The 25,100-nt window shown below is 30.6% G+C and carries 21 protein-coding genes; 2 read left to right on the plus strand and 19 right to left on the minus strand.

The features are described from left to right. From BS101_RS17475 to hflX, 3 genes are all read right to left on the minus strand, one after another. The gene (locus tag BS101_RS17475; protein ID WP_073539989.1) at positions 1–1,419 is read right to left on the minus strand and encodes a PLP-dependent aminotransferase family protein; all 1,419 of its coding nucleotides are present in this window, start codon (positions 1,417–1,419) and stop codon (positions 1–3) included. An 85-nt stretch (positions 1,420–1,504) separates the two neighbouring features. Further along, the gene (locus tag BS101_RS17480; protein ID WP_073539990.1) at positions 1,505–2,401 is read right to left on the minus strand and encodes a nucleotidyltransferase domain-containing protein; all 897 of its coding nucleotides are present in this window, start codon (positions 2,399–2,401) and stop codon (positions 1,505–1,507) included. Between the two features lie 168 nt (positions 2,402–2,569). Beyond that, positions 2,570–4,348 carry a GTPase HflX gene (hflX, locus tag BS101_RS17485; protein ID WP_073539991.1) on the minus strand — a complete coding sequence of 593 codons (1,779 nt, stop codon included), beginning with the start codon at positions 4,346–4,348 and terminating at the stop codon, positions 2,570–2,572. Positions 4,349–4,559: 211 nt separating this feature from the next. On the opposite strand from hflX, the gene BS101_RS17490 reads away from it, so the two are divergent. Beyond that, positions 4,560–6,911 carry a transglycosylase domain-containing protein gene (locus tag BS101_RS17490; RefSeq protein WP_073539992.1) on the plus strand — a complete coding sequence of 784 codons (2,352 nt, stop codon included), beginning with the start codon at positions 4,560–4,562 and terminating at the stop codon, positions 6,909–6,911. 134 nt (positions 6,912–7,045) lie between these two features. On the opposite strand, the gene sigF is transcribed toward BS101_RS17490, so the two are convergent. From sigF to BS101_RS17515, 5 genes are all read right to left on the minus strand, one after another. Beyond that, positions 7,046–7,801 (minus strand): RNA polymerase sporulation sigma factor SigF, encoded by a 756-nt coding sequence (sigF, locus tag BS101_RS17495; RefSeq protein ID WP_073539993.1) that lies wholly within the window; start codon positions 7,799–7,801, stop codon positions 7,046–7,048. 9 nt (positions 7,802–7,810) lie between these two features. After that, positions 7,811–8,239: an anti-sigma F factor gene (spoIIAB, locus tag BS101_RS17500; protein WP_073539994.1), complete on the minus strand. Its 429-nt coding sequence runs from the start codon at positions 8,237–8,239 to the stop codon at positions 7,811–7,813. Positions 8,240–8,253: 14 nt separating this feature from the next. Further along, entirely contained in the window at positions 8,254–8,589 is a 336-nt protein-coding gene (gene spoIIAA / locus BS101_RS17505) for an anti-sigma F factor antagonist (RefSeq protein ID WP_073539995.1), read from the minus strand. A 598-nt stretch (positions 8,590–9,187) separates the two neighbouring features. Next, complete coding sequence (gene speE, locus BS101_RS17510; protein WP_073539996.1) at positions 9,188–10,015, minus strand: polyamine aminopropyltransferase; 828 nt, start codon at positions 10,013–10,015, stop codon at positions 9,188–9,190. Positions 10,016–10,166: 151 nt separating this feature from the next. Next, complete coding sequence (locus BS101_RS17515; protein WP_073539997.1) at positions 10,167–11,930, minus strand: Eco57I restriction-modification methylase domain-containing protein; 1,764 nt, start codon at positions 11,928–11,930, stop codon at positions 10,167–10,169. A gap of 145 nt (positions 11,931–12,075) precedes the next feature. On the opposite strand from BS101_RS17515, the gene pdaA reads away from it, so the two are divergent. Beyond that, entirely contained in the window at positions 12,076–12,960 is an 885-nt protein-coding gene (pdaA, locus tag BS101_RS17520) for a delta-lactam-biosynthetic de-N-acetylase (protein ID WP_073539998.1), read from the plus strand. 95 nt (positions 12,961–13,055) lie between these two features. Here pdaA and BS101_RS17525 read toward each other — a convergent pair whose 3' ends face one another. The 11 genes from BS101_RS17525 to BS101_RS17575 form a co-directional block, all read right to left on the minus strand. Beyond that, the gene (locus BS101_RS17525) at positions 13,056–13,775 is read right to left on the minus strand and encodes a WecB/TagA/CpsF family glycosyltransferase (protein WP_073539999.1); all 720 of its coding nucleotides are present in this window, start codon (positions 13,773–13,775) and stop codon (positions 13,056–13,058) included. 1 nt (position 13,776) lies between these two features. Beyond that, complete coding sequence (locus BS101_RS17530; RefSeq protein ID WP_073540000.1) at positions 13,777–14,430, minus strand: sugar transferase; 654 nt, start codon at positions 14,428–14,430, stop codon at positions 13,777–13,779. Between the two features lie 71 nt (positions 14,431–14,501). Then, complete coding sequence (locus BS101_RS17535) at positions 14,502–15,476, minus strand: acyltransferase (RefSeq protein WP_242951318.1); 975 nt, start codon at positions 15,474–15,476, stop codon at positions 14,502–14,504. Between the two features lie 49 nt (positions 15,477–15,525). Continuing rightward, on the minus strand, positions 15,526–17,076 hold the full coding sequence (gene murJ, locus BS101_RS17540; protein WP_073540002.1) for a murein biosynthesis integral membrane protein MurJ: 1,551 nt from the start codon (positions 17,074–17,076) through the stop codon (positions 15,526–15,528). 14 nt (positions 17,077–17,090) lie between these two features. Beyond that, on the minus strand, positions 17,091–18,203 hold the full coding sequence (locus BS101_RS17545; RefSeq protein WP_083585840.1) for a glycosyltransferase family 4 protein: 1,113 nt from the start codon (positions 18,201–18,203) through the stop codon (positions 17,091–17,093). Positions 18,204–18,211: 8 nt separating this feature from the next. After that, the gene (locus BS101_RS17550) at positions 18,212–19,471 is read right to left on the minus strand and encodes an O-antigen ligase family protein (RefSeq protein WP_242951319.1); all 1,260 of its coding nucleotides are present in this window, start codon (positions 19,469–19,471) and stop codon (positions 18,212–18,214) included. Between the two features lie 42 nt (positions 19,472–19,513). Continuing rightward, the gene (gene wecB / locus BS101_RS17555) at positions 19,514–20,566 is read right to left on the minus strand and encodes a non-hydrolyzing UDP-N-acetylglucosamine 2-epimerase (RefSeq protein WP_073540004.1); all 1,053 of its coding nucleotides are present in this window, start codon (positions 20,564–20,566) and stop codon (positions 19,514–19,516) included. 20 nt (positions 20,567–20,586) lie between these two features. Next, entirely contained in the window at positions 20,587–21,336 is a 750-nt protein-coding gene (locus BS101_RS17560; RefSeq protein ID WP_073540005.1) for an N-acetyltransferase, read from the minus strand. Between the two features lie 52 nt (positions 21,337–21,388). Beyond that, on the minus strand, positions 21,389–22,489 hold the full coding sequence (locus tag BS101_RS17565; RefSeq protein ID WP_073540006.1) for a Gfo/Idh/MocA family protein: 1,101 nt from the start codon (positions 22,487–22,489) through the stop codon (positions 21,389–21,391). Between the two features lie 52 nt (positions 22,490–22,541). Continuing rightward, positions 22,542–23,858: a nucleotide sugar dehydrogenase gene (locus BS101_RS17570; protein WP_073540007.1), complete on the minus strand. Its 1,317-nt coding sequence runs from the start codon at positions 23,856–23,858 to the stop codon at positions 22,542–22,544. Positions 23,859–23,899: 41 nt separating this feature from the next. Beyond that, the gene (locus tag BS101_RS17575; RefSeq protein ID WP_073540008.1) at positions 23,900–25,093 is read right to left on the minus strand and encodes a maltose ABC transporter substrate-binding protein; all 1,194 of its coding nucleotides are present in this window, start codon (positions 25,091–25,093) and stop codon (positions 23,900–23,902) included. Between the last annotated feature and the right edge of the window lie 7 nt (positions 25,094–25,100).

Genomic DNA, 25,100 nt, shown 5'->3' on the forward strand with positions numbered 1-25,100 from the left:
TCACTTGATAATTTCACTTAATACTTTTACTCCATATTCTATTTCTTCTTCATTTGTATGAGAAAAACTTATTTTAAAATGATTTTTCCCTTCTAAAGCATTTTTGTAAAATAGAAGTCCAGGGGTAATTAAAATTCCTCTATCTTTTCCCTGTCTAAAAATATTTACAGAATTTAATTTTATATTTTCTTTAATCTTTAAATAAAAATGCAATCCTCCCCCCGGTTTTAAAAATTCCACTTTATCTCCTAAATACTTTAATATGCATTTTTCCATATGAATGTACCTTTTTTTATAAGCACAATTTAAAGTTTCTATATAATTTTTCCATAATCCTTTTCTAATATATAAATCCAAAGCTCTCTGCATAATACTTGAAGTAGATATGTCCGTATTAATCTTAGAATTTTGGATGCTTTCCTTAAATCTTTTAGGAGGTATTAAATATCCAATTCTTATACCAGGTAAAAATATTTTCGAAAAGCTTTTTATATATACTACCCTATCATTATTATCTAAACTTTTAAAGCTATTATACCTTATGCTGTTATCATAAATTAATTCCGAAAGATAATCATCTTCTATTATATAGAAATCATATATTTGTGCCAATTTTAATATTTGGATCTTTTTATAATTGCTGCAGCTTACTCCTGTAGGATTTTGAAAATAGCTCATAGTATAAAAACATCTTATGTTATTTTTTTTTAGTATTTTTTCAAACTTGTCCATATTAATACCATCTTTTTCAATAGGCACTTCAAGAATTTCTGTTCTTCTCCATTTAAATACAGACAAGGCTCCACTATAAGTTGGCTTTTCCACTATTACACTGTCGTTTATATTTAATATTGCTTTTGAAACTAAATCTATACCCTGCTGCGCCCCAGAAATTATAAGTATGTCTTCTTCATCCACATTTTTATTCCAGAAAACACTACTTATACTGCTTCTAAGGCCTTCATATCCTAAAGATTCCTGACAGATTAAAGCTTTAGCTCCATCTCTATCTAATACTTCGTTTAAAACATCTTTAAAAAAATCTATTTGAAAGAATTCCCCGCTGGGGGTTTCTCCTGTAAAATCCACATAATCCACTGTTTCTTCATTAAATATCCTCTTTAAGGCTTTAGAATATTCTCTATTAAAATTCTTATGTATGTCTTTTTTTCTGGCGTAAGTTCCACTTCCTATTTTTTGAATTGCATATCCCTCAGCCTGAAGCTTTTTATAGGCATTTATCACTGTAATATTATTTACATTCAAAAATTGAGCTAATTTTCTTATAGAAGGCAATCTTTCTCTATCCTCTACCATATTGGTGTCAATTAATCTTTTTATATGTTTTTCTATTAATAAATATTTGGGTACTTCTCCTTCACTTAAATGTATAAAATATTTATTTAAGATAAAATTCACCTCCTAAAGCTTTAATCTATATATATTATAAGCATGATACACTTATAAAAATACTTTTATTGATTAGTATTAGCAGCATTAATAATTACATGAAATATACATTTTCTTTAGCCAAAATAGTTCCATCTTTCATCTTATAGTCCCTTGTATCCTTTTTAAGTAGGTTTTTCTGCCATAAACTATTTAATATCTCTTCCATATTTATATTGTAATTATAAAACAATCTATCGTTTTTTATATCTTCGGAACTTAAAAAAGAATCCTTTTCCCTCATATAATTTAAAAGTATTTTTGTAATATTTCTTATATTTTTATCTATATATTTTTTAAAATAGTCCATGGTATTATTTATAGCTTCATCTATATCCGATTTACTAAAAAATAACTCCTCCACGCACTTTCTAAAATTATTATTTAAATTCATAGCAATAGTTACTGCATCTCTACTTATCATATGTCCAGAGGAATTTACGTATAATTTTGAAAATTCCTCCACAGAACGTACTGCTGCAATATAGGATGTATACATTACATCATTTTGAAGGTACTTTTTACATAATCCCATATTTTTAAACAGCTCACCAAGATATACCATATTCCATCTTTCCCTATCTAAATCAGGATAATACCTACCTATATCATATTGGGAGGTTATTTCCATATCTTTTGAAAATACCAATCTGGAAGAAGATATTATTCTATGGATGAACCCTCCCTTTAAATCTTCTTCAGAAGATTGCAAAAAATTACTCTTGCTCATGAGTTTAACATGGATTGGTATACCTTTTTCTTCTGTATATATATCTTTTATGCTAGTTCTTTTATTATCAAATACCACAAGCAAATCAATATCTGATTCATCCCACAGATCTCCACTAACCATGCTTCCAAAAACCATAACTGCCAGAACTGATTTATTGGTTTTAAATCTATCAATAGCACTGTTAAAAGCTTTTTGATATTGCAATATAGTTCTTCCCATATTAATGTAAGCCTCCTTTTAAATTTAATTTCCGTAAACAAAGATTATTCTGAATTTTTATATATTATATAATATATTTTTATAAGAATACAAGTGTGAAGATTTAAAGAGAGTCATCGCCTCTATACTGTACTCCTTTTTAATATCTCAACTTTAAAATACAGCCTGTTATTCAATTATAAACTTTCTACATTTATTATATACTTCTTCGTCTACTAAAGCACTTATATAAGTTCCCTGTTCCCTATAATCTTCCTTTTCTATCTTGCAATTTCTATGTATAAAGGCTACTGCAGCTTGTTCTGTATAGGGAATTAAATATTCCACCTTTTTTATACTTTGGGGAAGCATATGGGATACTTTTTCTAAAAGCTCTTCTAAATTAGTGCTCTGTTTAGCTGATATGTATATGCTTTCTACAGCATTATATTCATTTTTTATATCTTCTACCTTTTCTATTTTGCCCTTATCTATTTTATTAAATACCAAAAGCACTGGTTTATCATTTATGCCAAGCTGATTCAAGACCTTATCTACTGATTCTATATGCTGATATGCATCTTCTGAGGATACATCCACCACATGAAGCAGTAAATCAGAGTAATAAACTTCTTCCAGGGTAGATTTGAAAGCTTCTACCAGATCATGAGGAAGCTTATTTATGAATCCTACAGTGTCAGTTATTGTGATTGTTCTACCATCTTTCAATTCTACAGCTCGAGTAGTAGTATCCAGCGTTGCAAATAACATGTCTGCTTCAAATACTTTATCTTTTACAATACTTTCTTTTGGAACAGCTATTTCACATAACTTGTTTCTCAGGGTAGATTTCCCTGAATTGGTGTATCCAACTAGAGAAACATTGCATATTTCATTTCTCTTTTCTCTTTGTACTTTTCTTATTCCTTTTATCTTTTTCAATTCTCTATTAATCTCATATATTCTTTCTCTTATGTGCCTTTTATCTGTTTCCAGTTTCTTTTCCCCTGGTCCTCTAGTACCTATACCTCCTCCTGTTCTTGAAAGAATTATGCCAAGTCCTGAAAGTCTTGCCAACCTGTATTTAAGCTGGGCAAGTTCTACCTGCATTTTACTCTCTTTACTTTTAGCCCTGGTAGCAAATATATGAAGTATCAATGTGGTTCTGTCTATTATCTTTATCTTTAAATTCTCTTCCAAATTTCTAGCCTGTGAACCGGATATTTCATCATCAAAAATTACCACATTAGCATTATGAACCTGAGCAATTAACCCTATCTCACTTACTTTTCCTTTTCCCACATAAAAAGCTGTATCTACAGTAGTTCTTTTTTGGAATACTTTTTCTAAAACTTTTACATTACACGCTCTGGCCAATTCTTCTAATTCATCTAAACTCTCTTTACTGTCCGTTCCCACGAGTATGGCCCTTTCTTCATACTCCTCCAGTGTATATATTTTTTTAATCAACTCTTCTATTTCATTTATTTTTCTCAATACATTGTAATTAGCAGCCTCCTCCAGAGTCAGGTTATTCAAAACTTCACTTTCAACAGAATCCCCTTTAATGCTTAAAAAGCCTAAGCTCATACCTGTAGGTCCCTGATCATTAACTCCTATAGCCGATATACAATCTAATTTCAACTTTATTAAAGCTGAAATATCTATTTTGGAAAGCTGTGAATTGCCATTAGGATGAGTATGTATCATTCTAATTCCAGAAAGCTTATTTGACCATGTATAAACTTCAATATTTACGCTGTTACTGTCACCTACTGATATATTTAAGACCTTTCCTCTTCTATTAATCAGTACACTTATTTCTCTATTTAAATATATAGTATTTCTGCAAAGTATTTCTACGATCTCCATATTGCAAACACTATCTTTAGGCATTTTAATATCATATATTTCTTCCAATTCATCTAATATAGACTTTCTTATACCTTCTGTATTTCCATATATCAAAAAATCACCTCTATATTCACTATAATCAAATGTTATCAATATTTAATCTTACCATTTACCTCTCTAGTATACATTATATATTTATAAAGTAAAAACCATTTTCACATATTTATCTGCCAAAATTTCAAAAACCATTTATATTTCATTAATACTTTAATTTATGATATAATAAGTAAAATTAAAGTAACAATTTAGAGCAAGGAGGACAATTATGGTAAAAAGACATAAAAAGGCTCCATTTAAAACTTCCAAACTTATATTTATTATCTTATCTGGTTTATTATTGATAGCATTTGTATCAATAATTGGTGCAAGCCTGGCTATCATAAAAAATTCTCCAAAACTTGATGTAAACCAGATATTGAACTTAAATGAGCCTTCTGTTCTATATGATGACAGCAATGAAACCATGGACGTAGTAGTTACCCCGCAGCAGAGAACAGTAATTTCTTTTGATAATATGCCCCAGAACTTAAAAAACGCTTTTATCAGTATAGAAGACGAAAGATTCTATAAACATAGTGGTATAGATTTAAAAAGAATCATAGGTGTAATATTTATAGATATTAAAAATAAGATTACAGGCAGTGACAACCTTCAAGGAGCATCTACTATAACTCAACAACTTGTAAGAAATATATTTCTGTCTTCTGATGTATCTTTTAAAAGAAAACTTCAGGAAATGTACCTGTCCATAAAGCTTGAGCAGAAATTAGGTAAAGATGAAATACTGGGAGCATATATGAATACAATATATTTAGGTGGAAGAGCATTAGGTGTTGAAGCTGCATCTCAACAATATTTTAGGAAATCCGCAAAAGATTTGAATTTAATTGAATGCGCCCTTATTGCGGCTATTCCCCAAAGTCCCTCTGTGTATTATCCCTATTCCGATAAAGCTAAAAAAGATCCATCCATATATTTAGACAGAACCAAATCAGTAATTACAAAAATGTATGAAAATGGATACATTTCTCAAAGTCAGTATACTACTGCCATAAAAGACATTTCAGAAGGTAACCTAGATATTAAGCCAGAACCTACTGTAAGTAATACATATAACTATGAGTGGTTTACAGTGCCTGTTATCACTCAAGTAAAGAAGGATTTAAAATCTAAATATAAGTATACCGATGAACAAATAAACAATCTACTTATGTATGGGGCCCTTAAGATATATACTACAATGGACAAGGACTTGCAGAGGAAAACAGAAGATACTATAACTAACAATAGTATTTTTCAAAATTCTACCACAGATGGAAATGGAATATTACAGCCTGAAGCATCAGCAGTAGTTATGGATTATCATTCTGGAGAAGTAAAAGCCCTGGTAGGTGGTAGGGGAACTCAGCCTGCTAGATCTTTTAACAGAGCTGCCTCTGAAAATTACTTAAAGGCTCCCGGCTCCAGCATAAAACCATTAACTGTATACAGTCCTGCCATAAATTCACAGCAGTTTACATCTGCCAGTATTTTTGAGGATTCCCCATTATCCAATGAAACGGCCAATAAATATGCCTCCAATGGCGAACCTTATCAACCTAAAGATGATGACTACATTGGAGGTAATATGACTTTAAGAACTGCTTTAATGCATTCTATAAATCTAGTCGCAGTTAAGCTGGAAGACAAATTGGGACTTGAAACTGCATCTGAATATGCAGAAAAATTTGGCATAACTTTAGACGAACACGACAGGAGCAGTATAGCAGCACTATCTCTTGGTGAACTTCACCATGGTACAAATACCCTTACAATGGCTGCAGCCTATGGAGTGTTTGGAAATTACGGTACCTATACAACTCCAAAACTTTATACCAAAGTAGAGGATAGAAACAAAAAAGTTTTATTGCAGAATAAAACCCAGACAAAAACCGTTCTATCCAGTCAAACCGCTTATATACTATATGATATGTTAAAAGGTCCTGTCAGTGCAGAAGGTACGGGATATAATGCGAACTTTGGAAATATGGCTGTAAGAGGTAAAACTGGTACTTCCACTGATAGTAAAAACCTGTGGTTTTGTGGATTGACTCCATATTACTCTGCAGCAGTATGGATTGGTAATGACGATAATTCTGTATTAAATGATAATTCACTTAATAGTAATTCTGCAGCCAAACTCTGGGCAGATATAATGTCTCCTTTCCATGAAAACTTAGAATCGAAAGAACTTGAAATGCCCTCTGGAGTGGTAACTGCAGCAATCTGTTCTGAATCCGGCAAACTTGCCAGAGCCGATTGTTATAAGGATCTCACAGGCAGCAAGGTTTACAATGAATTATTTATAGAAGGTACCGTACCTACAAGTTACTGTAATATGTCCCACTCATGGAACATATTTGACGCCCTTCCTGATAAAAATAATAGTAAAAATCAATACAAAAAAAATGATAATAAGACCACTGATACTGACAAAGACAACAAAGATAATACCAATACTGTGGATACTAATAATAATTCCCCTGAAAAAAATAATAGTGACAAGAGTAATTCAGAAAAGGAAACTGAAACTCATACAGGTAATTCCTCTGCAGAAACAACTGTTAAAAATAACTGATATCTTAGTATATTAATTAAAATTCCACCTTAGTATTTTAAAGGTGGAATTAATTTTTGGGGTAATAATATTTATTTAGAAGATAACACTTTTTATAAGATGCTTTAATTCTTTTACTTACCATATTTTCAAGATTACTCACTTAAAATTTCTCTCATGGTTTTAAGTACTTTTTTTTCAATTCTAGAAACCTGTACTTGATTTATTCCTAACATCTTTGCCACTTGTACTTGAGTTTTATCCTTAAAATATCTAAGCATTATAATCTGCCTGGATTTTACATCTAAATTTCTTAGAGCTTCTTTTAATGCAATTCTATCTATGACTTCCACATCTTCTTTAGGGTTTTCACTTATTTTATCTATTAGAAGAACAGGCGAACCATCATCTTGATGTATAGTATCATATAAGTATTGCAAACTATTGGTAGATTCTGTGGCAAAAATTAATTCTTCTGTTTTTACTCCTGAATATTCTGCTAATTCTTCTATAGTAGGTTCTCTGTTAAGTTTTTTTGTAAGTGCCTCTCTATCATAATGAAGTTTTTTAGCTGTATTTTTTATACTTCTGCTTACTTTTATCATTCCATCATCTCGAAGGAATCTCTTTATTTCTCCTAGTATCATGGGTACAGCATATGTAGAAAATTTCACATTATAAGTTTCATCAAAATTATTTACTGCTTTCATAAGCCCCATACAACCTATTTGAAATATGTCTTCATATTCATATCCTCTGTTTAAAAATTTTTTGCTTATGGCTGAAACCAGGGGTAGATTAAGCTCTACTAGCTTGTTTAATGCTTCTTTATCCCCTTCTTTTGCACATTTAATTAACTTTAGATTATCATCGTAGCTATATTTAATTTTTTTTACTGTTTCTTCACCCATATCATTCACCTAACTTAATGAATTAAAAACTTTTTTCATAATCAATCTTGTCCCTTTGTTTTTTTCAGATTCCACTTGAAGAGAATCCATAAATGTCTCCATTACAGTAAATCCCATTCCTGATCTTTCTAATTCTGGCTTAGAGGTATAAAGAGGCTGCATTGCCACATCTATGTTCTCTATGCCTATGCCATTATCCTCTACTATTAAAATCAGTTCCCTTCCTTTAATGCTAGCTTCAATCTTAACTATACCTTCTTTGTTTTCATAACCATGAATAATAGAGTTTGTCACTGCTTCTGAAACTGCAGTTTTTACATCTGTTAATTCATCTAGTGTAGGATCTAACTGGGATACAAAGGCCGCTACTGATACTCTAGCAAAGCTTTCATTTTGTGATTTACTAATAAACTCTATTTTCATACTGTTATCATACATAATTTATCCCCCCATTAAATATTCTGAATTGCTTCCTCAATATTGTCATAAAGTCCTATAATCTTAAACATCCCCGATAGTTCAAACACTCTTCTCACTGAGGGTGATACGCCTACAATACATATCTTTCCTTTCTTAGCATTCAGCCTTTTATATCTTCCAATTACCACCCCTATTCCTGAGCTATCCATAAAGCTTACCTGTGAAAAATCCAATATCAACTTGTTTATGCCTTCTACATCCAATTGATTATCAATTTTATTTCTGACTTCTTCTGTACTATGATGATCTAGTTCTCCTTCCATAATGGCTATAAGATTATCTTCCTTCACATAAAATTGTAAATTCATATACTACACAAAACTCTACTAAAACTAACACAACAATCCTCTGCTCCAACATAGTTTTAGCGTTAAAATATACTTTTAACTTTAATTTACCATATAACATATGAGCTCATGTTATATGACTAAAGTTTAATATTAAACTTTAGCATATGCAAAATATTGCATAGTCCGAGTCAGACCTTCTTACCCCCCCTCTTATAATATCAATTCACAGTTCACAATTCACAGTTCACAATTAATAGTTTGCAATTAATAGTTTGCAATTAACAATTCGCAATTGCAGTGCTTATTCCCCACAGAAGATGAGGCGTTAGCTAATTACATCCTCCTAATAAAAAATTTCATAATTATTAAAATAAAATACGTGTTTTTAATATATTCTACACAGAAAACAGTTTCCCTTTATTTTTTTGTATTTTTATCGATATTTTATTCATATTATTGACAGTTAGTATATTTCTAAACATATGTTGAAAATTTTTAATAAATTTCAATTATTTGAACTGAAAAATAATAAAAAGGCTATTGACTTAGTTTATATTAATGAACTAAGTCAATAACCTTTTGATATATTTAAAACTAAATTATGGATTGTCAAAAACTATCTGGTTAAATCTTCTACGAATTTTGGAAGTACAAAACATGCCTTATGTAATTCTTTAGTATAATATTTTGTATTTATGTTCGAGGTAGAAGATAAATCCACTTCTTTAGGATCATACTTTTTAGAGCCTATGGTAAAACTCCAGAATCCACTTGGATATGTAGGTATGCCTGCCATAAACAATCTGGTAATAGGAAAAATTTCCTTAGCATCCTTGTATACCTGTTTTACCACTTCTGGCAAATAAAAAGGTGTTTCCGTCTGAGCTATGAATATTCCATCTTCTGTTAAACAGTTATATATTTCCTTATAAAAGCTTCCTCCAAATAATCCCTCTGCAGCACCAAAAGGATCTGTGGAATCCACTATTATAACATCAAATTCATTTCTATGCTGGTGGACATATTTTATTCCATCTCCAATAAAAACTTCACATTTTGGATTATTAAGTTCACAACTTATTTCTGGAAGATATTTTTTACACTCATAAACAACTTGTTCATCAATTTCACAAAGTACAACTTTTTCTACAGTTTCATGTTTCAATACTTCTCTTACAGTCCCTCCATCTCCTCCACCAACTATAAGTACTTTTTGGGGATTCGGATGAGTAAATAAAGGTATATGAGTTATCATTTCATGGTATACATACTCATCTTTAACTGTAGTCTGTACTATACCATCTAAAACCAACATTCTTCCTAATGCATATGTATCTACTATAGCCAACTCCTGATATTTGGTTTTCTTTGCAACTAAAGTCTCTTTTATCTTATAGGTCATAGCAGCATCTTCAATTTGACCTTCTCTTAACCATAAATCCATCGATGAAACTCCTTTCCCGCCCTTTAATTTTAAGATTTGAAAACTTAAACTTCTCTTGAAACTAACAAAATCTTATTTATCGCAGCTATTATTATAGCAATAATATTATAATTATACAATGCACTATTCACAGTCCAAGTGATTCTTAGATTCAGATATTTATACTATTTTGTATAAATTTAATTTCTCTATGTGTTAACTGGAAATAATCATATAGTTGTTCCTGAAAATTATAGGACTTTGAAAAAATTATAGGAGGAATATACAATTTCATTAAATTGCTGGGATAGTATTCATATAAATCACACCCTAATTTTTTCCCAAAAGTCTTAAAATAAAACTCATAGATAGAACTATTTAATATATTTAAAAGAGTATCATAATCCACTAAATCATCTCTTTTGATTACCAGAGAATATATGTCTGCACTAAAATAACTTCCCTTGTCTAAGGCAAATCTATTATTTTGAGATTTATAAGGGAATATAATTTTTTTATCCTCAAATATTTCGGCTTTTCTTCCCCATTGAAGTTCATACCACCTTCTTGTTCCCCTTTTGCATTCTCTTCGTTTAATAAGTCTTTCTTTATATTGACCTATATATTCTATGGAATTTGGATATTGACTTTCATATTCTATAAAATTAGAATAAATTATAAATTTTTTATCTCCATCTATGCTGTTTTTATGTATATAACTGCTCTTTATCCAGGGCTTTATTATATTCAATTCAATTTTATTCTTTAATACAGTATCTCTATCCACTATAAAGGCCCTGTCACAGCCTGTTATTATTCCCTGGTAACTTTCACATATATCCTTTAAGGAAAAATTGCATTTTTTTCTTATCTTATTGATTATATTTTTTTCAAATTCACTGATAAAAACCCATCCATTATCATCTATAGAGCTTTGAGGTATAAAAAATTTTTTATACCTTATTTTATCTTTATTTAGAAATAAAGAATCATAAAATTTATTTCTACCCTTTTTTTCACTTTGGTCAGGTTTTATAATTTCTATTTTATTATTAAGACTTTTTTTATTTCTGAAAAATATTATTATAGGATCTACTCCCACTCCTTTAAAAGGTCTTATTCCATAAAAATCTACAATTTTATATATGGTTGTATTAGTACTTAAAAATTCTCTCAACTGCTTTCCACTACAAGCTTCACAAAAATATCTGGGAGTAATAAAAGCAGCTTTTCCTGTTTTTTCTAAATATTTTAGTGATTTTTCAAAAAAACAATAATAAACATCTGATTTATCTTTGTATATATTTTTATAAACTTGTTTCAAAATTTCAGAATATTTCTTTTCTATAGATTTATGTCCTATATATGGTGGATTTCCTATAAATATATCAAACTTTTTTTCTATGGTGTCTATTAAGAAATCTTTTAAAACAAAATTTTCTTTTTGAAATTCTCCACTTATTGAGAATAGATCTATATTTAAAATCTTAAGTGCAACTTCATCTATGTCAAATCCAAATAAATTATTACATACTATGTGGGAATTTATATTTTCAAGTTTTAAATTTATGTTATTCACATTATTTATTACCTCTATATTTTTAATAAATATGTGCCTAAGATAAAAAAAACACGCAGAAAGTATGTTGCCACAGCCACAAGCTGGGTCTACAATTTTTATAAATGGATTATAAATTACATCCTCTTCCGCAATTAAATTTTTAATCATAAAATAGGAAAGTTCTCTCTGAGTATATACTATTCCAGCTCTTTTATTTATGCTTACCAGTTCATAATATTTTTGAGAAAAATACTCCTCTTCAGATATATTAAACTGCTGTTTAATATTTTTTATTAGCTTTAGTTTTTCTCCTTTTGATATTGATGTCTCCATAAAATTATAAATTTTTTTAATGCTTTCAATAAAATCATTCACACTTTTATCTCCATTTTTATGTAAATTACATTTCACTTGTCACTATTTTGATATACCTAATAATTGAAATTATTCCTGTAAATTTTAAGTATAAGATATCTGATTAAGTATACCATAAAATATATATTGTAAGGTAGGTGATAAGATGAAAAAGAAATTTACATCAGTAATTCTATTATGTATAATTTTTTTATGTTTTTTTAACACAAAAAATTATTATAAACAAAGGGCTATTTCTAAAATTAATGATACCTTAGCTGTTAATAAAAATTTAAGTGCCAGTGAATCCCCTACTGATTCCCAAAGCTTAAAAAATTTGGACATATCTAAATTGGACAGAAGTGAAAAAAACTGGTTTTTTAAACCTAATAATAGGGGTACTCCTTCTGAAGAGCCTGAAGAAATTCTAAAGCTTTTAAATAAATATTCTTCATATTACCTAGGAGATACTTCCAAGAAAGTAATTTATTTAACTTTTGATGAAGGATATGAAAATGGATATACCCCCAAAATACTAGATATACTAAAGTCAAATAATGTCAGTGCCGCTTTCTTTGTTACTACTCCTTATATGAAAGACCATCCTGAACTTGTAAAAAGGATGGTAGAAGAGGGACACCTGGTATGCAATCATTCTACACATCATCCTTCTATGGCAGAAGCTGCAAAAGAGCCTGTAAAATTTCAAGAAGAATTCACTGTGACAGAGGATACCTATGAAAAGATTACAGGCAAACAAATGCCTAAATTTTTTAGACCCCCTATGGGAAAATACAGTGAGTTATCCTTGTTCTATACTCAAAAATTAGGCTACAAGACAATCTTTTGGAGCTTTGCCTATAATGATTGGAATATCAAAAAACAGCCTTCTCCTGTAGAATGTAAAAAAATGATAAGCCGCAGAACTCACAATGGAGCTGTTATTTTACTTCATGCAGTATCAAAAACAAATTCAGAAATATTGGATTCTGTGATAAAAGACTGGAAAGATAAGGGATATATATTGCAAAGCTTAGATAAAATTCCTTAAAATCAAATTAAAAGTTAAGAGTTATGGATTAAGAGTTATGGATAATTTTTTAAATTTTGTATCTTTCTTTACTCTTCATTATTAACTCTTAACTCTTAATTAAACTTTTTACTATATACTATTACTTTTAATAAAAATTTAGGTATTGAAGAAAGTCTTTTTATCCTCCAAGGCTCCTTAAAAACTCTATACAGCCATTCAAGTCCTGATTTTATCATCCAGGCTGGCGCCCTTTTGGTCTTTCCTGAAAAAACATCAAAACTTCCTCCTACTCCCATGTATACCCTGCAGGGAAGCCTATCCATATTCTCAACTATAAAAATATCCTGTCTTGGTGCACCCATAGCCACAAACAGTATGTGGGCTCCACTCTCTTTTATATTCTGAATAATATCTTCACACTCATCCAAATTAAAATATCCATTGTGACTCCCAGCTATATTTAAATTAGGATATTTGCTTTTCAAATTTTTAATACAATCTTCTAATATATTTTGCCTGGCTCCTAAAAGATATATGGGATTCCTCTCTTCACTACATTTTTCTATTAAAGCTTCCATTACTTCTATACCTGCTATTTTTTCTTTTACAGGGGGTCTCACTATTCTAGAAGCTAATACGGTACCCAATCCATCTGGAATTATTACAGTGCTTTTTGAAGTAAAGCTTTTTAAAAGTCTACTGTCATTAAGTCCATTATAAAGTATTTCAGGATTGCCAGATACTATATTAACCTTTGAAAATTTGTCTATGTAATTTAAAAACTCCAATTTACTCCTGTTAAACACATCAAATTCTAATATCCTGGTAAACATATTAAAATGCTCCTTCACTTTTAAATACAGAGAAAATTGTTTTAAATAAAATTTTTATATCTGTCCATAATGAAAAACTTTTTATATACGTTAAATCATAATAAACAGTTTTGCCAAGCTCTATTTCCCCTCTGCCGCTTATCTGGGCCAGTCCGGTTATTCCGGGGGTAACTAGAAGTCTTTGTTTGTACGCCTCTGGATAAAATTTAACTACATCTGGTATTTCAGGCCTGGGTCCCACTAAACTCATATTTCCAAATAGCACATTAAACAGCTGGGGAATTTCATCCAAACTGGTTTTTCTTAAAAAAGCTCCAGATTTTGTAATTCTGCTGTCATTTCTGCTTTGAAATACGAAATTTTCTAAATTTTCAGGTTTTATATCCAGAGTGATCTTCTTATCCGCACCCACTACCATAGTTCTAAATTTATATATTATAAATTTTTTTCCATTTTTACCCACCCTGACTTGTTTGAATATGGCAGGTCCTTTTGAATCCAATTTCACCCATACAGCCAATACTATAAACACTATACTCAGCACAATTATTCCTAAAAGTGAAATTATAAAATCAAATATTCTCTTTAAAAAAAATTGTATCTTTTTACATTTTATATCCTTATCCAAATCTATTTTTATATCTTCTGCCTGCATAATTTTATGTTCTGTAAAAAATACATCTTACAGAAATCATATATTCACCTACTTTCACTCTATAGCATATTCTATAATACCTTTTTTAACCTATTTAAGACCACAGCACCAAAAAATGTAACTATAAAAGCACTTAAAAAAAAGTGCAGATTTCCCATATGTCCATATTTTACTGTATAGTACTGTCCATATAAATACAGTATACCTGATTGGGATAAATAAATATCATAAGAAGTATTAGATATATACTTTATTATATCCATAAAAAATCCTTTTTTCCACCTTAAACTAAATATAAACAATATAAATAATGTAGAATATACAAGTACTGCCGGACGTTGAAATGTAGTAATGCAGTCTATATCTTTATTATATTGATTACCAGGTATAAAATTATAAAGTACTATAAATATTGATAATAAAAACATAATTAAAATTACAGTCCTATATTTATTTAACTTTTCAGAAATACTTTCAATATTTTTCCCCATATAGCCTCCCAGAGAAAAATAAAAAAGCCAGTAACATAAATTTTTCTTATTCCAAAACCACTGCTCCGGTGCTTGGACTTTAAAATAATAAAAATATATTAAGAAAAAAGATGTAATAAGAAGACTCAAAAAAAGCCACCATCTTTTCCCCATAAATTTATATATAAAGGGAAATATAATATAAAATTCTATAATTAAAGGTACAAAATAAAAATGATAAAATACATTTCCGTATACCATATCACTTAAATCACTATATATATTAAAATTTTTAGTTATAATTAATATATATAGAATACACCACAATACATACTGGGGTACAATTTTCAAAAATCTCTTAACTATAAATTCCGAATAACTGGAATCCCTTTTATAATTTATAGTCAATCCCATTCCTGAAACAACTATAAAGGCAGGAACAGAAAACCTTGAGAGCTGATTTAAAAAAAATGTTATATCATAAGTAGTAGAATAGGGCCTACATCTGTAAAGCACAGTAGCAGAAACATGCAATACTATTACCGCCACTATAGAAGCTGCCCTGATTACATCCATCTCTAAAACACGTTTTTTAATAATCCCCACCCCCTTCTTTACATAATAATTATTTTAAAATTTTCATCTTAAGTTCATCAACTAAATATGTAAATCCTTCAACCTTGAAAAAATATAAACATATAAAATAAATTACAATTCCAAATATAAAACACATCCCTATGGAAATTAGATTTCCTATTATAATAGAAGAAATTACACTCCTGCATATATTGTTTATAATATATATGGTTATACCCATTACAATGGACGAAAGAATTATCTTGGAAAAACCAACAAATATTCTGCCAAGTTCTATTCCCTTTAATTTTTTATTTAAATTCCACATCATAAGTAAAGTAGTTATAGTGGCAGATATAGATGTAGCTAGTGCCAGTCCTGATACCCTCATATATTTTATTATGAAAAAATTTATAATTATATTTAACACTATTCCTATAAAACTATTTATCATGGGAGTTTTTACATCCTTAATAGAATAAAAGGCCTTATTCAAAATATCCCTTAATCCATAGGCCACCATAGCAGGACAATAAAAAAGCAGTGTACTGGAAGTTAAATTAGCAGCCTGCAAAGTAAAAGCCCCCCTTTTAAAAATTATATCTATAAGGGGATGTCTTAATATCCCTATGGCAACTGCTGCAGGTACCATTATTATCATTATAGCATTTATGGAAGTCACAAGAGCTTTTTTATATTTTGCGGTATTGTTTTTAACTGCCAATTCAGATAGAGTCGGATATACTATCATAGCTATTCCAATGGCAAAAACCTCATAGGCCAAAGTATTGACTTTGTTTGCATAATCTAAGACTGTAACAGCTCCAAAATATATATTGGTTGCAAAAGATCTATTTACGAACACATTTAGTTGAATCAATGAGGTACTTATAATCACAGGTATCATCATTTTAAACATCTGCACTGCATATTTATCTTTAAAATCTAGTATAAATTTATAACCATAGCCTAACTTTCTATACCTTGGTATATTTATTATAAATTGAATGAAAAATCCCACTACCGTTGCTATTGCAAAACCCTTCATTCCATATTTAGAAGTTAAAAATATAAGATATATTATATATACCAAATTAGACATCAGTGCCATAGCTGCAGGTTCATAAAAATTTTTATGGGATTGAAGTACTCCAGTAACCACACTTTGAAGAGTTACAAATATCAAAGATATGAGTAATATCCTGACTATTTCAACGGATTCATTAAATATTAAATTACTCGATGTAAATCCATGAGCAAAAATATATATTATTTGTTTGGAAAACACTATAAGCAGCACAGTTAGAATTATAGTAAAAAGAGAAGATATGTTTATTATATTATTTACAAAATTGTTTGTTTCTTTTTTGGTACCTTTTTGCATATGTTCCCAATGGAGTGGTATGAAAGTAGTGGTAAGTCCATAGCTTACCGTAGTGAGTAAATACACTATCCCAAGGGCAAAATTATATATATCTGTAGTATAGGTTGCCCCAAACTTTGCAGCTATAAGGGCATCTCTTATTAGTGCTAAAATTTTTCCTAGGATTATCAAAAGCATAACTGCAGCGGAACCTTTTATTACTTTTCTTCCTGTCATTATTTTCACTCCAACTATTTTTCTGAAAGTATTGTATTATATGCCTCTAGGTATTGCCTGCAAAAATTATTTATGGAAAACCTACCTATGGTATTATCGTATAAATTTTGCCCCATAAGAGCAATTTGGTCTCTTTTATCATAAGCTGATTCCATTTTTTCATATATATCTTCTATAGATGAGGGCTTTACTAAATAAATTAAATCCCTACCTACCATTTCTCCTATGCTTCCTACATCTGGAGCTATAAAAAATTTCTTTACTGCTGCACTTTCAAGTAAAACCATAGGAGGGGCTCCTCCTTCACTGAAAGAAGTTAAAATTCCTGTTTCTCCTGCATTTATAAAATCTATGCTATTTTCTTTATATCCTGTGAGTATTACTTTGTCCTGTAGATTTAACTGCAGTATTTCCTTTCTCAATTTCTCTTCCATAGAACCATCTCCAACTATAACAAGCTTTACATTTTCTCTGCGTTTTTCAAGTAGATTAAAAGCCCTTATAAGAGATAATTGATTTTTTACAGGATGCATCCTGGCTACATTTACATATACAAAATCATTTTCTGAAATTCCATATTTTCTTCTTATATTTTCCCTTGAGCAGCTTATATTTATATGGTTAAAATCTATCCCATTACTTACTATGAATTTTTTCCCTATGAAACTATTTTTCTGAAGTAAATTTTTAAGGTAACTGGAAACACATATATAGTTTTTAAAACTTTTTAATCCTATGGAGCTTAAAGGGGTGAAAAATAAATGCTTCATTTTATTATTCAAAAAGTCTTTTCTATAATCACTGTGTAGTGTAGCAACTGTAGGTATTTTTACATTGTTTTTCAAAAAATAATGTAGGAAGAAAGGCTTTGCCCCGTGAAAATTTACAATATGGATATCATTTTGTACTATATAATCCATTATATCTTTTCCATGGGTTGGATTTTTTTTAAACTTTACTGTATCTATTTTTAAGCTTTTACTTCTTTCATAAAGTTCTCCTCCTCCCAAAGTTCCAATAATACAATGAAACATATCCTTTGAGTAAAGGGCCAAATTCAATACATGCATTCCTCCCCCACCAGTATCATTTGAAGATATAATCTGTAGTACTCTAATATTTCCCACCCCCACTATCAAAATAGCTTTACAAAAATACTACTGTTCTTTTCTCTATACATCATTCCCTGGGATACAGCTAATAATATCCAAAAATATGTAGTGGTTTTAGGTACAAAAAACAAATTGTCAAATAAATTCATAACATAAAATGCTATCATGGAAGCCAGAAATCCTGTATAAAAATACTTATAGAAATTATTTTTTACAGTATTTATAAATATTTTAACCTGAATTAAAGAGGAAACAAGTACTGCCGCAAAGGATATGCCCCCTATAATTCCAAGTTCACTTTCAATTTTCAAGTAAGAATTATGACAGGGATATCTGCTGTATCCATAAAATTTATATTGTGGGTATATTTCTACATATTTATCATATAGGCTTACATAGTTTCCATTTCCCACTCCAAATATAGGATGATCCACTATCATCTTTTTTGCAATACTCCAAAGATATATTCTGGATTGATTCTGCACAGGATCACTTATAGCAAAAATTCTATCCTTTATGCCTGGAACAAACAATGCTATAATTCCTACTACAAAAAGAGGTATAATTAATTTGAAACTATATAAAACAATCAATACTACCATTCCCACTACTATTCCAATAATGGCATTTCTTGAACCTGTAAATGCTATGTTAAAAAGCATTAGAATTGTCAATAAAATGTATAACAGCTTTTTTATTCTCTCCTTTTCATATATACTCAGCATAACTAAAGGAAAGATAGCCAATATTAAAAAAGCTGCCAAATTATTTGGATTATCCATAGTGGCCATTATTTTAAATCTGGCATAGCCATAATTTTCGAATTTTCCACTCAATCCAAATCCTGTAAAATGCTGATAAATACCGTACAAACACAATACAGCACTTGTAACTATATAAGAACCCAGTATTCCATTTAAAAATTCCTTTTTATTATATTCATATTTAATTATAAAAAACAATATTATATAGGATATAAATCTAAAACTTTCACTTAAAGCTATCGTTTTTTCACCTGCATAGCTTATAGAAACAATCATCATAATAGCCAGTATACTCATAAATATAGTCAAATAACTGGTAAAAAAATCCTTCATTCCAGAAAAAAATCTTTTTCTGCATTCTTTAGAAACCATAAATTTCACTATATAAACAAGTATAATTAAAGCAAGTATACAATCTGCAGGAGGAATATGAACTCTCATTATAGATACTTTACTACTGCTTAATAAAGGTAATAATATTACATAGGCACACATAAATAAATACAATAATCTATCCAAAAACAAAATCTCACCTCTTCCTTAAAATATCTTCTGTAAGAATCATTTATTTAGCACTTCCAGTATTTTAATGGCAGCATCTCCTTTTCCAAATATATTTTTTTGGGTTTTATCCGGTATAAAATTCATTATGCCATCTAATATTTTATTTTTATCTGTGCCTACTACTATGTTCCATCCATTCTCTACGGTTTCCACCCATTCTGTCTCATCTCTCATAGTTATGCATGGCTTTTTCATAAAGAAAGCCTCTTTTTGAACTCCTCCGCTGTCTGTAACTATCTTTTGTGAATTCATTTCAAGGTTTATCATTTCCAAATAACCTATAGGTTCTATAACTTTTATATTATCATTAAATTTCAATCCATAATCTGTCATGTATTTTTTGGTTCTAGGGTGAAGAGGCAGAACTACGGGTTTGCCACATTCATTTAAAGCTTCTACTATATTTTTCAGCCTCTCTATATAATTTGTATTCTCTGCTCTGTGTATGGTGGTAAGTATATACTCCTTGTCTTGTAAAGCAAGCTCTTTAATGATCTCATTTTTATTTTCTGCCAGTTTTTTGAAATTTAAAATTGCATCAAACATTACGTCCCCTACATTATATATGCCTTCTTTAATACCCTCTCTTTTTAAATTTTCAGCAGCAGAATCTGTAGGGACAAATAAAATATTAGACAACCTATCTGTAATTACCCTGTTTTGTTCCTCAGGCATTTTCCTGTTAAAACTTCTAAGACCGGCTTCCACATGGGCTAGAGGAATTAAGAGCTTACTTGCACAAAGAGCACCTGCTAAAGTTGAATTAGTATCTCCATAAACAAGTACAAAATCCGGTTTTTCCTTTATATATATATCTTCCAGCTTTATAAGCATTGTTCCCGTTTGTTTTCCATGATTTCCCGATCCCACTTCCAGGTTATAATCTGGTCTTGGTATGTTTAGTTCTTCAAAAAATACCTGGGACATATTTTCATCATAATGCTGCCCTGTATGAACCAATATTTCTTCATGGCACTTTCTTATTACATTGGATACTGCAGAGGCTTTAATAAATTGAGGTCTAGCCCCTACAACCGTTAATATTTTCATTTATTTCCTCCCTATTAAATTCACTGCTGATTTTTAAGAAGTTGATCTTCTGGAACCTTCTTTAGTTTTCTAGCTGGATTCCCTGCAACTATATTTTCACTTTTCACATTTTTTGTGACTACACTCCCTGCCGCCACAAATCCGTCTTCTTCTATAATTTTTCCTGGAAGTATGGTAGCTTGCGCTCCTATTCTTCCTCCTTTTTTAACAGTAACTCCTTTAAAATGCTTATATCTTTCCTTTGATCTGGCAGCAAAATTATCATTTGAAGTTACAACTCCCGGGGCAATAAACACGTTATCTTCAATTTGTGAATAGGCAGTGATATACACATTAGTTTCAATCTTACAACTAGAACCTATTTTACAGAAATTCTCAACAGCTGCTCCTCTGCCTATTATTGTTCTACTACCTACTGTAACATTTTCCCTAACTGTAGCTAAATCTGCAATTAGTGTATGCTGTCCTATGCTGCATCCACAATATATTATAACTCCTGCTCCTATTAAACAGCTGTCATCTACCACAGCAGGGGGAAGCTCATCTTCATCTTTAAATATACTGTTTATGCTTCTCATGGGCTGTTTTCCTATCACAGTGTTGTCATCTATTCTTACATTTCTTCCAATTTTACTTCCTCTATGTATTATCACATTATGACCTATGATACAATTATCTCCTATAACTACTTCATCCTCAATAACTGAAAACTTTCCTATAGTTACATTACTTCCAATTTGGGAAGTATCAGATATATAATTTTCACACATGGGTTCTTCCCTCCTAAATTACTGCATATTTTAAAAGTATCTAAAATATACTTTACTTATTCTTAGTTGAAACCATATCCATAGTAGAAAAATCTTCTATAGGAAATTTTACAGGCATTCCTGCAGCTCTTGATTTATATGCAGCCAAAATTATATCCAATGCCTTTTTACCCTGCTTTCCATCCACAAGAGGATTTTCATTAAGGTTTACAGCATCTATCATATCTTTGAAAAGTGGTATATGTCCAAATCCATAAACAGTATCTGGATCACCCTGCTGAGATTTTAATATTTCATCATCTATATCTCTATGATCTTCAAATTTCCAGGTTTCAATTTTATTTACCGCAAGACCGCCTATGCATACTGTACCCTTTTCCCCAAATATACTTAGGGTTTCTTCTAAATTTCTTGGATAAACACAAGCACTTCCTTCAACTATTCCTATGGAGCCATTTTTAAATCTTATTATAACAGCCCCAAAATCTTCCCCTTCTATATCTCTTAAAAATGTGTCACACTGGGAATATACCGTATCCACTTCTCCACCCATCATCCATTGAAGTAGATCAATATTATGTATACATTGATTCATAAGAGTTCCCCCATCAAGCTTCCATGTGCCTCTCCATGGGGCCTGTTTATAATAATCCATATTTCTATTCCATAGTATTCTGGCAGTTCCATTTATTAGCTTTCCAAATCTATTACTTTCAATGGCCTCCCTAAGCTGTCTAATTGGTTTATTAAATCTATTTTGATGACTTACGCACAGCTTAACATCATTTCTTTCACTGCAATTTATCATTTCCTCTGCATCTTTCGAAGAAAGTGCCATAGGTTTTTCGCATATGACATGTTTCTTATTATCCATACAATATGTGGCTATTTCAAAATGATATCCACTTTCAGTGGCTATAGTCACCACATCTATGTCCTCTGCTTTTAACATCTCCTTATAGTCTGTATAAAGAGTCACTTTTTCGTCCTTTTTCAACTTTTCTATGTATTCACTTTTTAAATTTTCAGTTTTTTCTTCTACTATATCACATAAGGCTACTAAAACAGCTTCTTCATAATTAGCCCTTAAAGCCTCCACATGTTTATAGGAAATTCTGCCGCAGCCTATGATAGCAAACTTTAATTTTTTCATGAAAAACACCTCTTAAAAATAATTGATTGATATATTGAATTATAACTATTAACTACAGCTTATGTATTTTATCCCTGTTGTTTTTTACATCCTTAGTAGCGTTTCTTGTATCGTAAACTATTTTAGCTCTCTCTGCTATACCCTCATAATCATAACAGCTGTGATCTGTGGTTATAATTACTATGTCTGATTCATCTATTACTTCTTCCCAATCTACTGTATGGTATAACTTACCTTTGTGTTTAAACTCAGAAATATAAGGATCATTTATAATTATTTCTGCTCCATTTTTCTCCAAATTGTCTATTACTTTAAGGGATGGTGATTCTCTCAAATCGTCTATATCCTTTTTATAGGCCATTCCCATAATAAGTACCTTTGCACCATTCATTGCTTTCTTATGATCATTTAGAAGCTTCATAGCATTGTCTACAACAAATTCTGGCATTAGGTCATTTATTTCTCCAGAAGTTTCTATTAATTTGGTATGATAATCATATTCCTTTGCTTTCCAGGATAAATAAGAAGGATCAAGAGGTATACAATGCCCTCCAAGACCTGGTCCCGGATAAAACGGCATAAATCCATAGGGTTTAGTTTTAGCTGCATCTATAACTTCCCATACATCTATGCCCATTCTCTTACATAGTATTGCCATTTCATTGGCAAGACCTATATTGATATTCCTAAATACATTTTCAAGTATCTTCTCCATTTCTGCCACAGCTGGCGAAGATACAGTATATATTTCACTTTCCAATATATTTCTATATAAAGTTGCTGCCACTTCCGTACACTCTTTAGTACATCCTCCTACCACCTTTGGAGTATTCTTGGTTTTAAATTTTTTATTGCCGGGATCTACCCTTTCCGGTGAAAAAGCCAGGAAAAAATCCTCTCCACATTTTAATCCACCTTCTTCAAGTATGGGTTTTAACACTTCTTCTGTAGTACCGGGATAGGTGGTACTCTCAAGAACCACAAGCATTCCCCTGTGCAAATACTTTGCAATGCTTTTCCCTGAATTTACTACATAAGATATATCTGGCTGTTTATATTTATCCAAAGGGGTTGGAACACACACAGAGACCACATCCACATCTTCTACAAAACTAAAATCTGTAGTGGCTTTAAGAGAACCTGACTCAACCAATTTTTCAAGATCTGAATCTACTATATCTCCAATATAATTGTGTCCTTCATTTACAAGCTTTACTTTCTTACTCTGAACATCAAAGCCAATAACTTTATATCCCGCTTTAGCCTTCTCCACCGCCAGTGGAAGCCCTACATAACCTAACCCCACTACCCCTAATTTAGCTTTTTTATCTTCTATCTTTTTTACTAGTTCTTTTTTTAACCGTGACATTACCCTAACCTCCTTATTTAAGCTAGTTTATGAATCTTTTCTTACTTTTGTTTTTCCTTGACAATAAAGTCCAGTATATTTTGTTCTATTTTTTTACCGCATTCCTCTGGAGTTATTTTACCTGCAGTTAACTCCATCATTATCTTATTAGCATCCTGAAGTGCCTGAATTTCAGATACATTAGGCAATACTTCTCCATATTGTGACTGCTCTATAAAGGTTTTTAACTTTTCGCTATTTTTAACTTCTTTTATATTATAATCTATTTTAAAAGGAGGAATTCTGCCTGTTATACCAAATAATTTTCCTTTGGAATTATTAATAAGATAGTTTACGAGCTCCCAATCTTTTTCTTTATAGTTTGACTTTGAACTTACATAGACCACCTGTGATGTAATAAAAGACATCATCTGTTTTCCATTATATTTTGGAAAAGCTGCCACCCCATAGTTCAGTCCTGATTTATTTAACTCTTCCAAATCCCAGGAACCACTTATATAAAAACTGGTCTCTCCATTTTTGAAACTATTTCTGGCAGTTATACTTTCTATATTTTCAGGCATTAATTTATATTTTCGAACCATATCTCTAATCATGGTATATCCCTTAATGGCTCCTTCATTATTTAGTCCTATATCTTTTACATTGTAACTTCCATTTTGTTTTTTAAATATGTATGCCCCATTGGCCTGTAATATAGGAAAACTCAAATAAAAATTATTTATATCATATTGAAATCCCAGTTTTTCCCCTTGGGAAATCAATTCCTCTAAAGTTTCAGGCACTTTCTTGACTTTGTTTTTATTATAATAAAGTCCATAGGTTTCTATAGATATAGGTATTCCATACATTTTATTTCCAAAGGTGACAGTCTCAAGGGAAGAAGATACATACTTGTTCTTATCTATTAAATTGTCAGGAACCTGGTCTAATAACTTTTCACTATTTAGTTTTTCCATTCTATCATGAGATACACCGAACTCTATATCTGGTTCTATTCCCCGCTTTGCAGCTTCTATATAGGCTCTGTTATCTCCTTTATCAGAATGAATTTTAACCTTATAACCAGAAGTTTCAGACCATTTGTCTGCCAAAATTCTAAGTTCTGTTATTTCAGCATCTGTGAGATGTGACCAGATAACTATTTCTTTTTTGTCCCCCTGGGTACTAGTACATCCCCCTAGGAAAAGTATACATATTAATAAAGTACAGAGATATTTGCAAAATCTTCTCATAGGAACT

Source organism: Clostridium kluyveri, assembly GCF_001902295.1.
Classification (GTDB): domain Bacteria; phylum Bacillota; class Clostridia; order Clostridiales; family Clostridiaceae; genus Clostridium_B; species Clostridium_B kluyveri_B.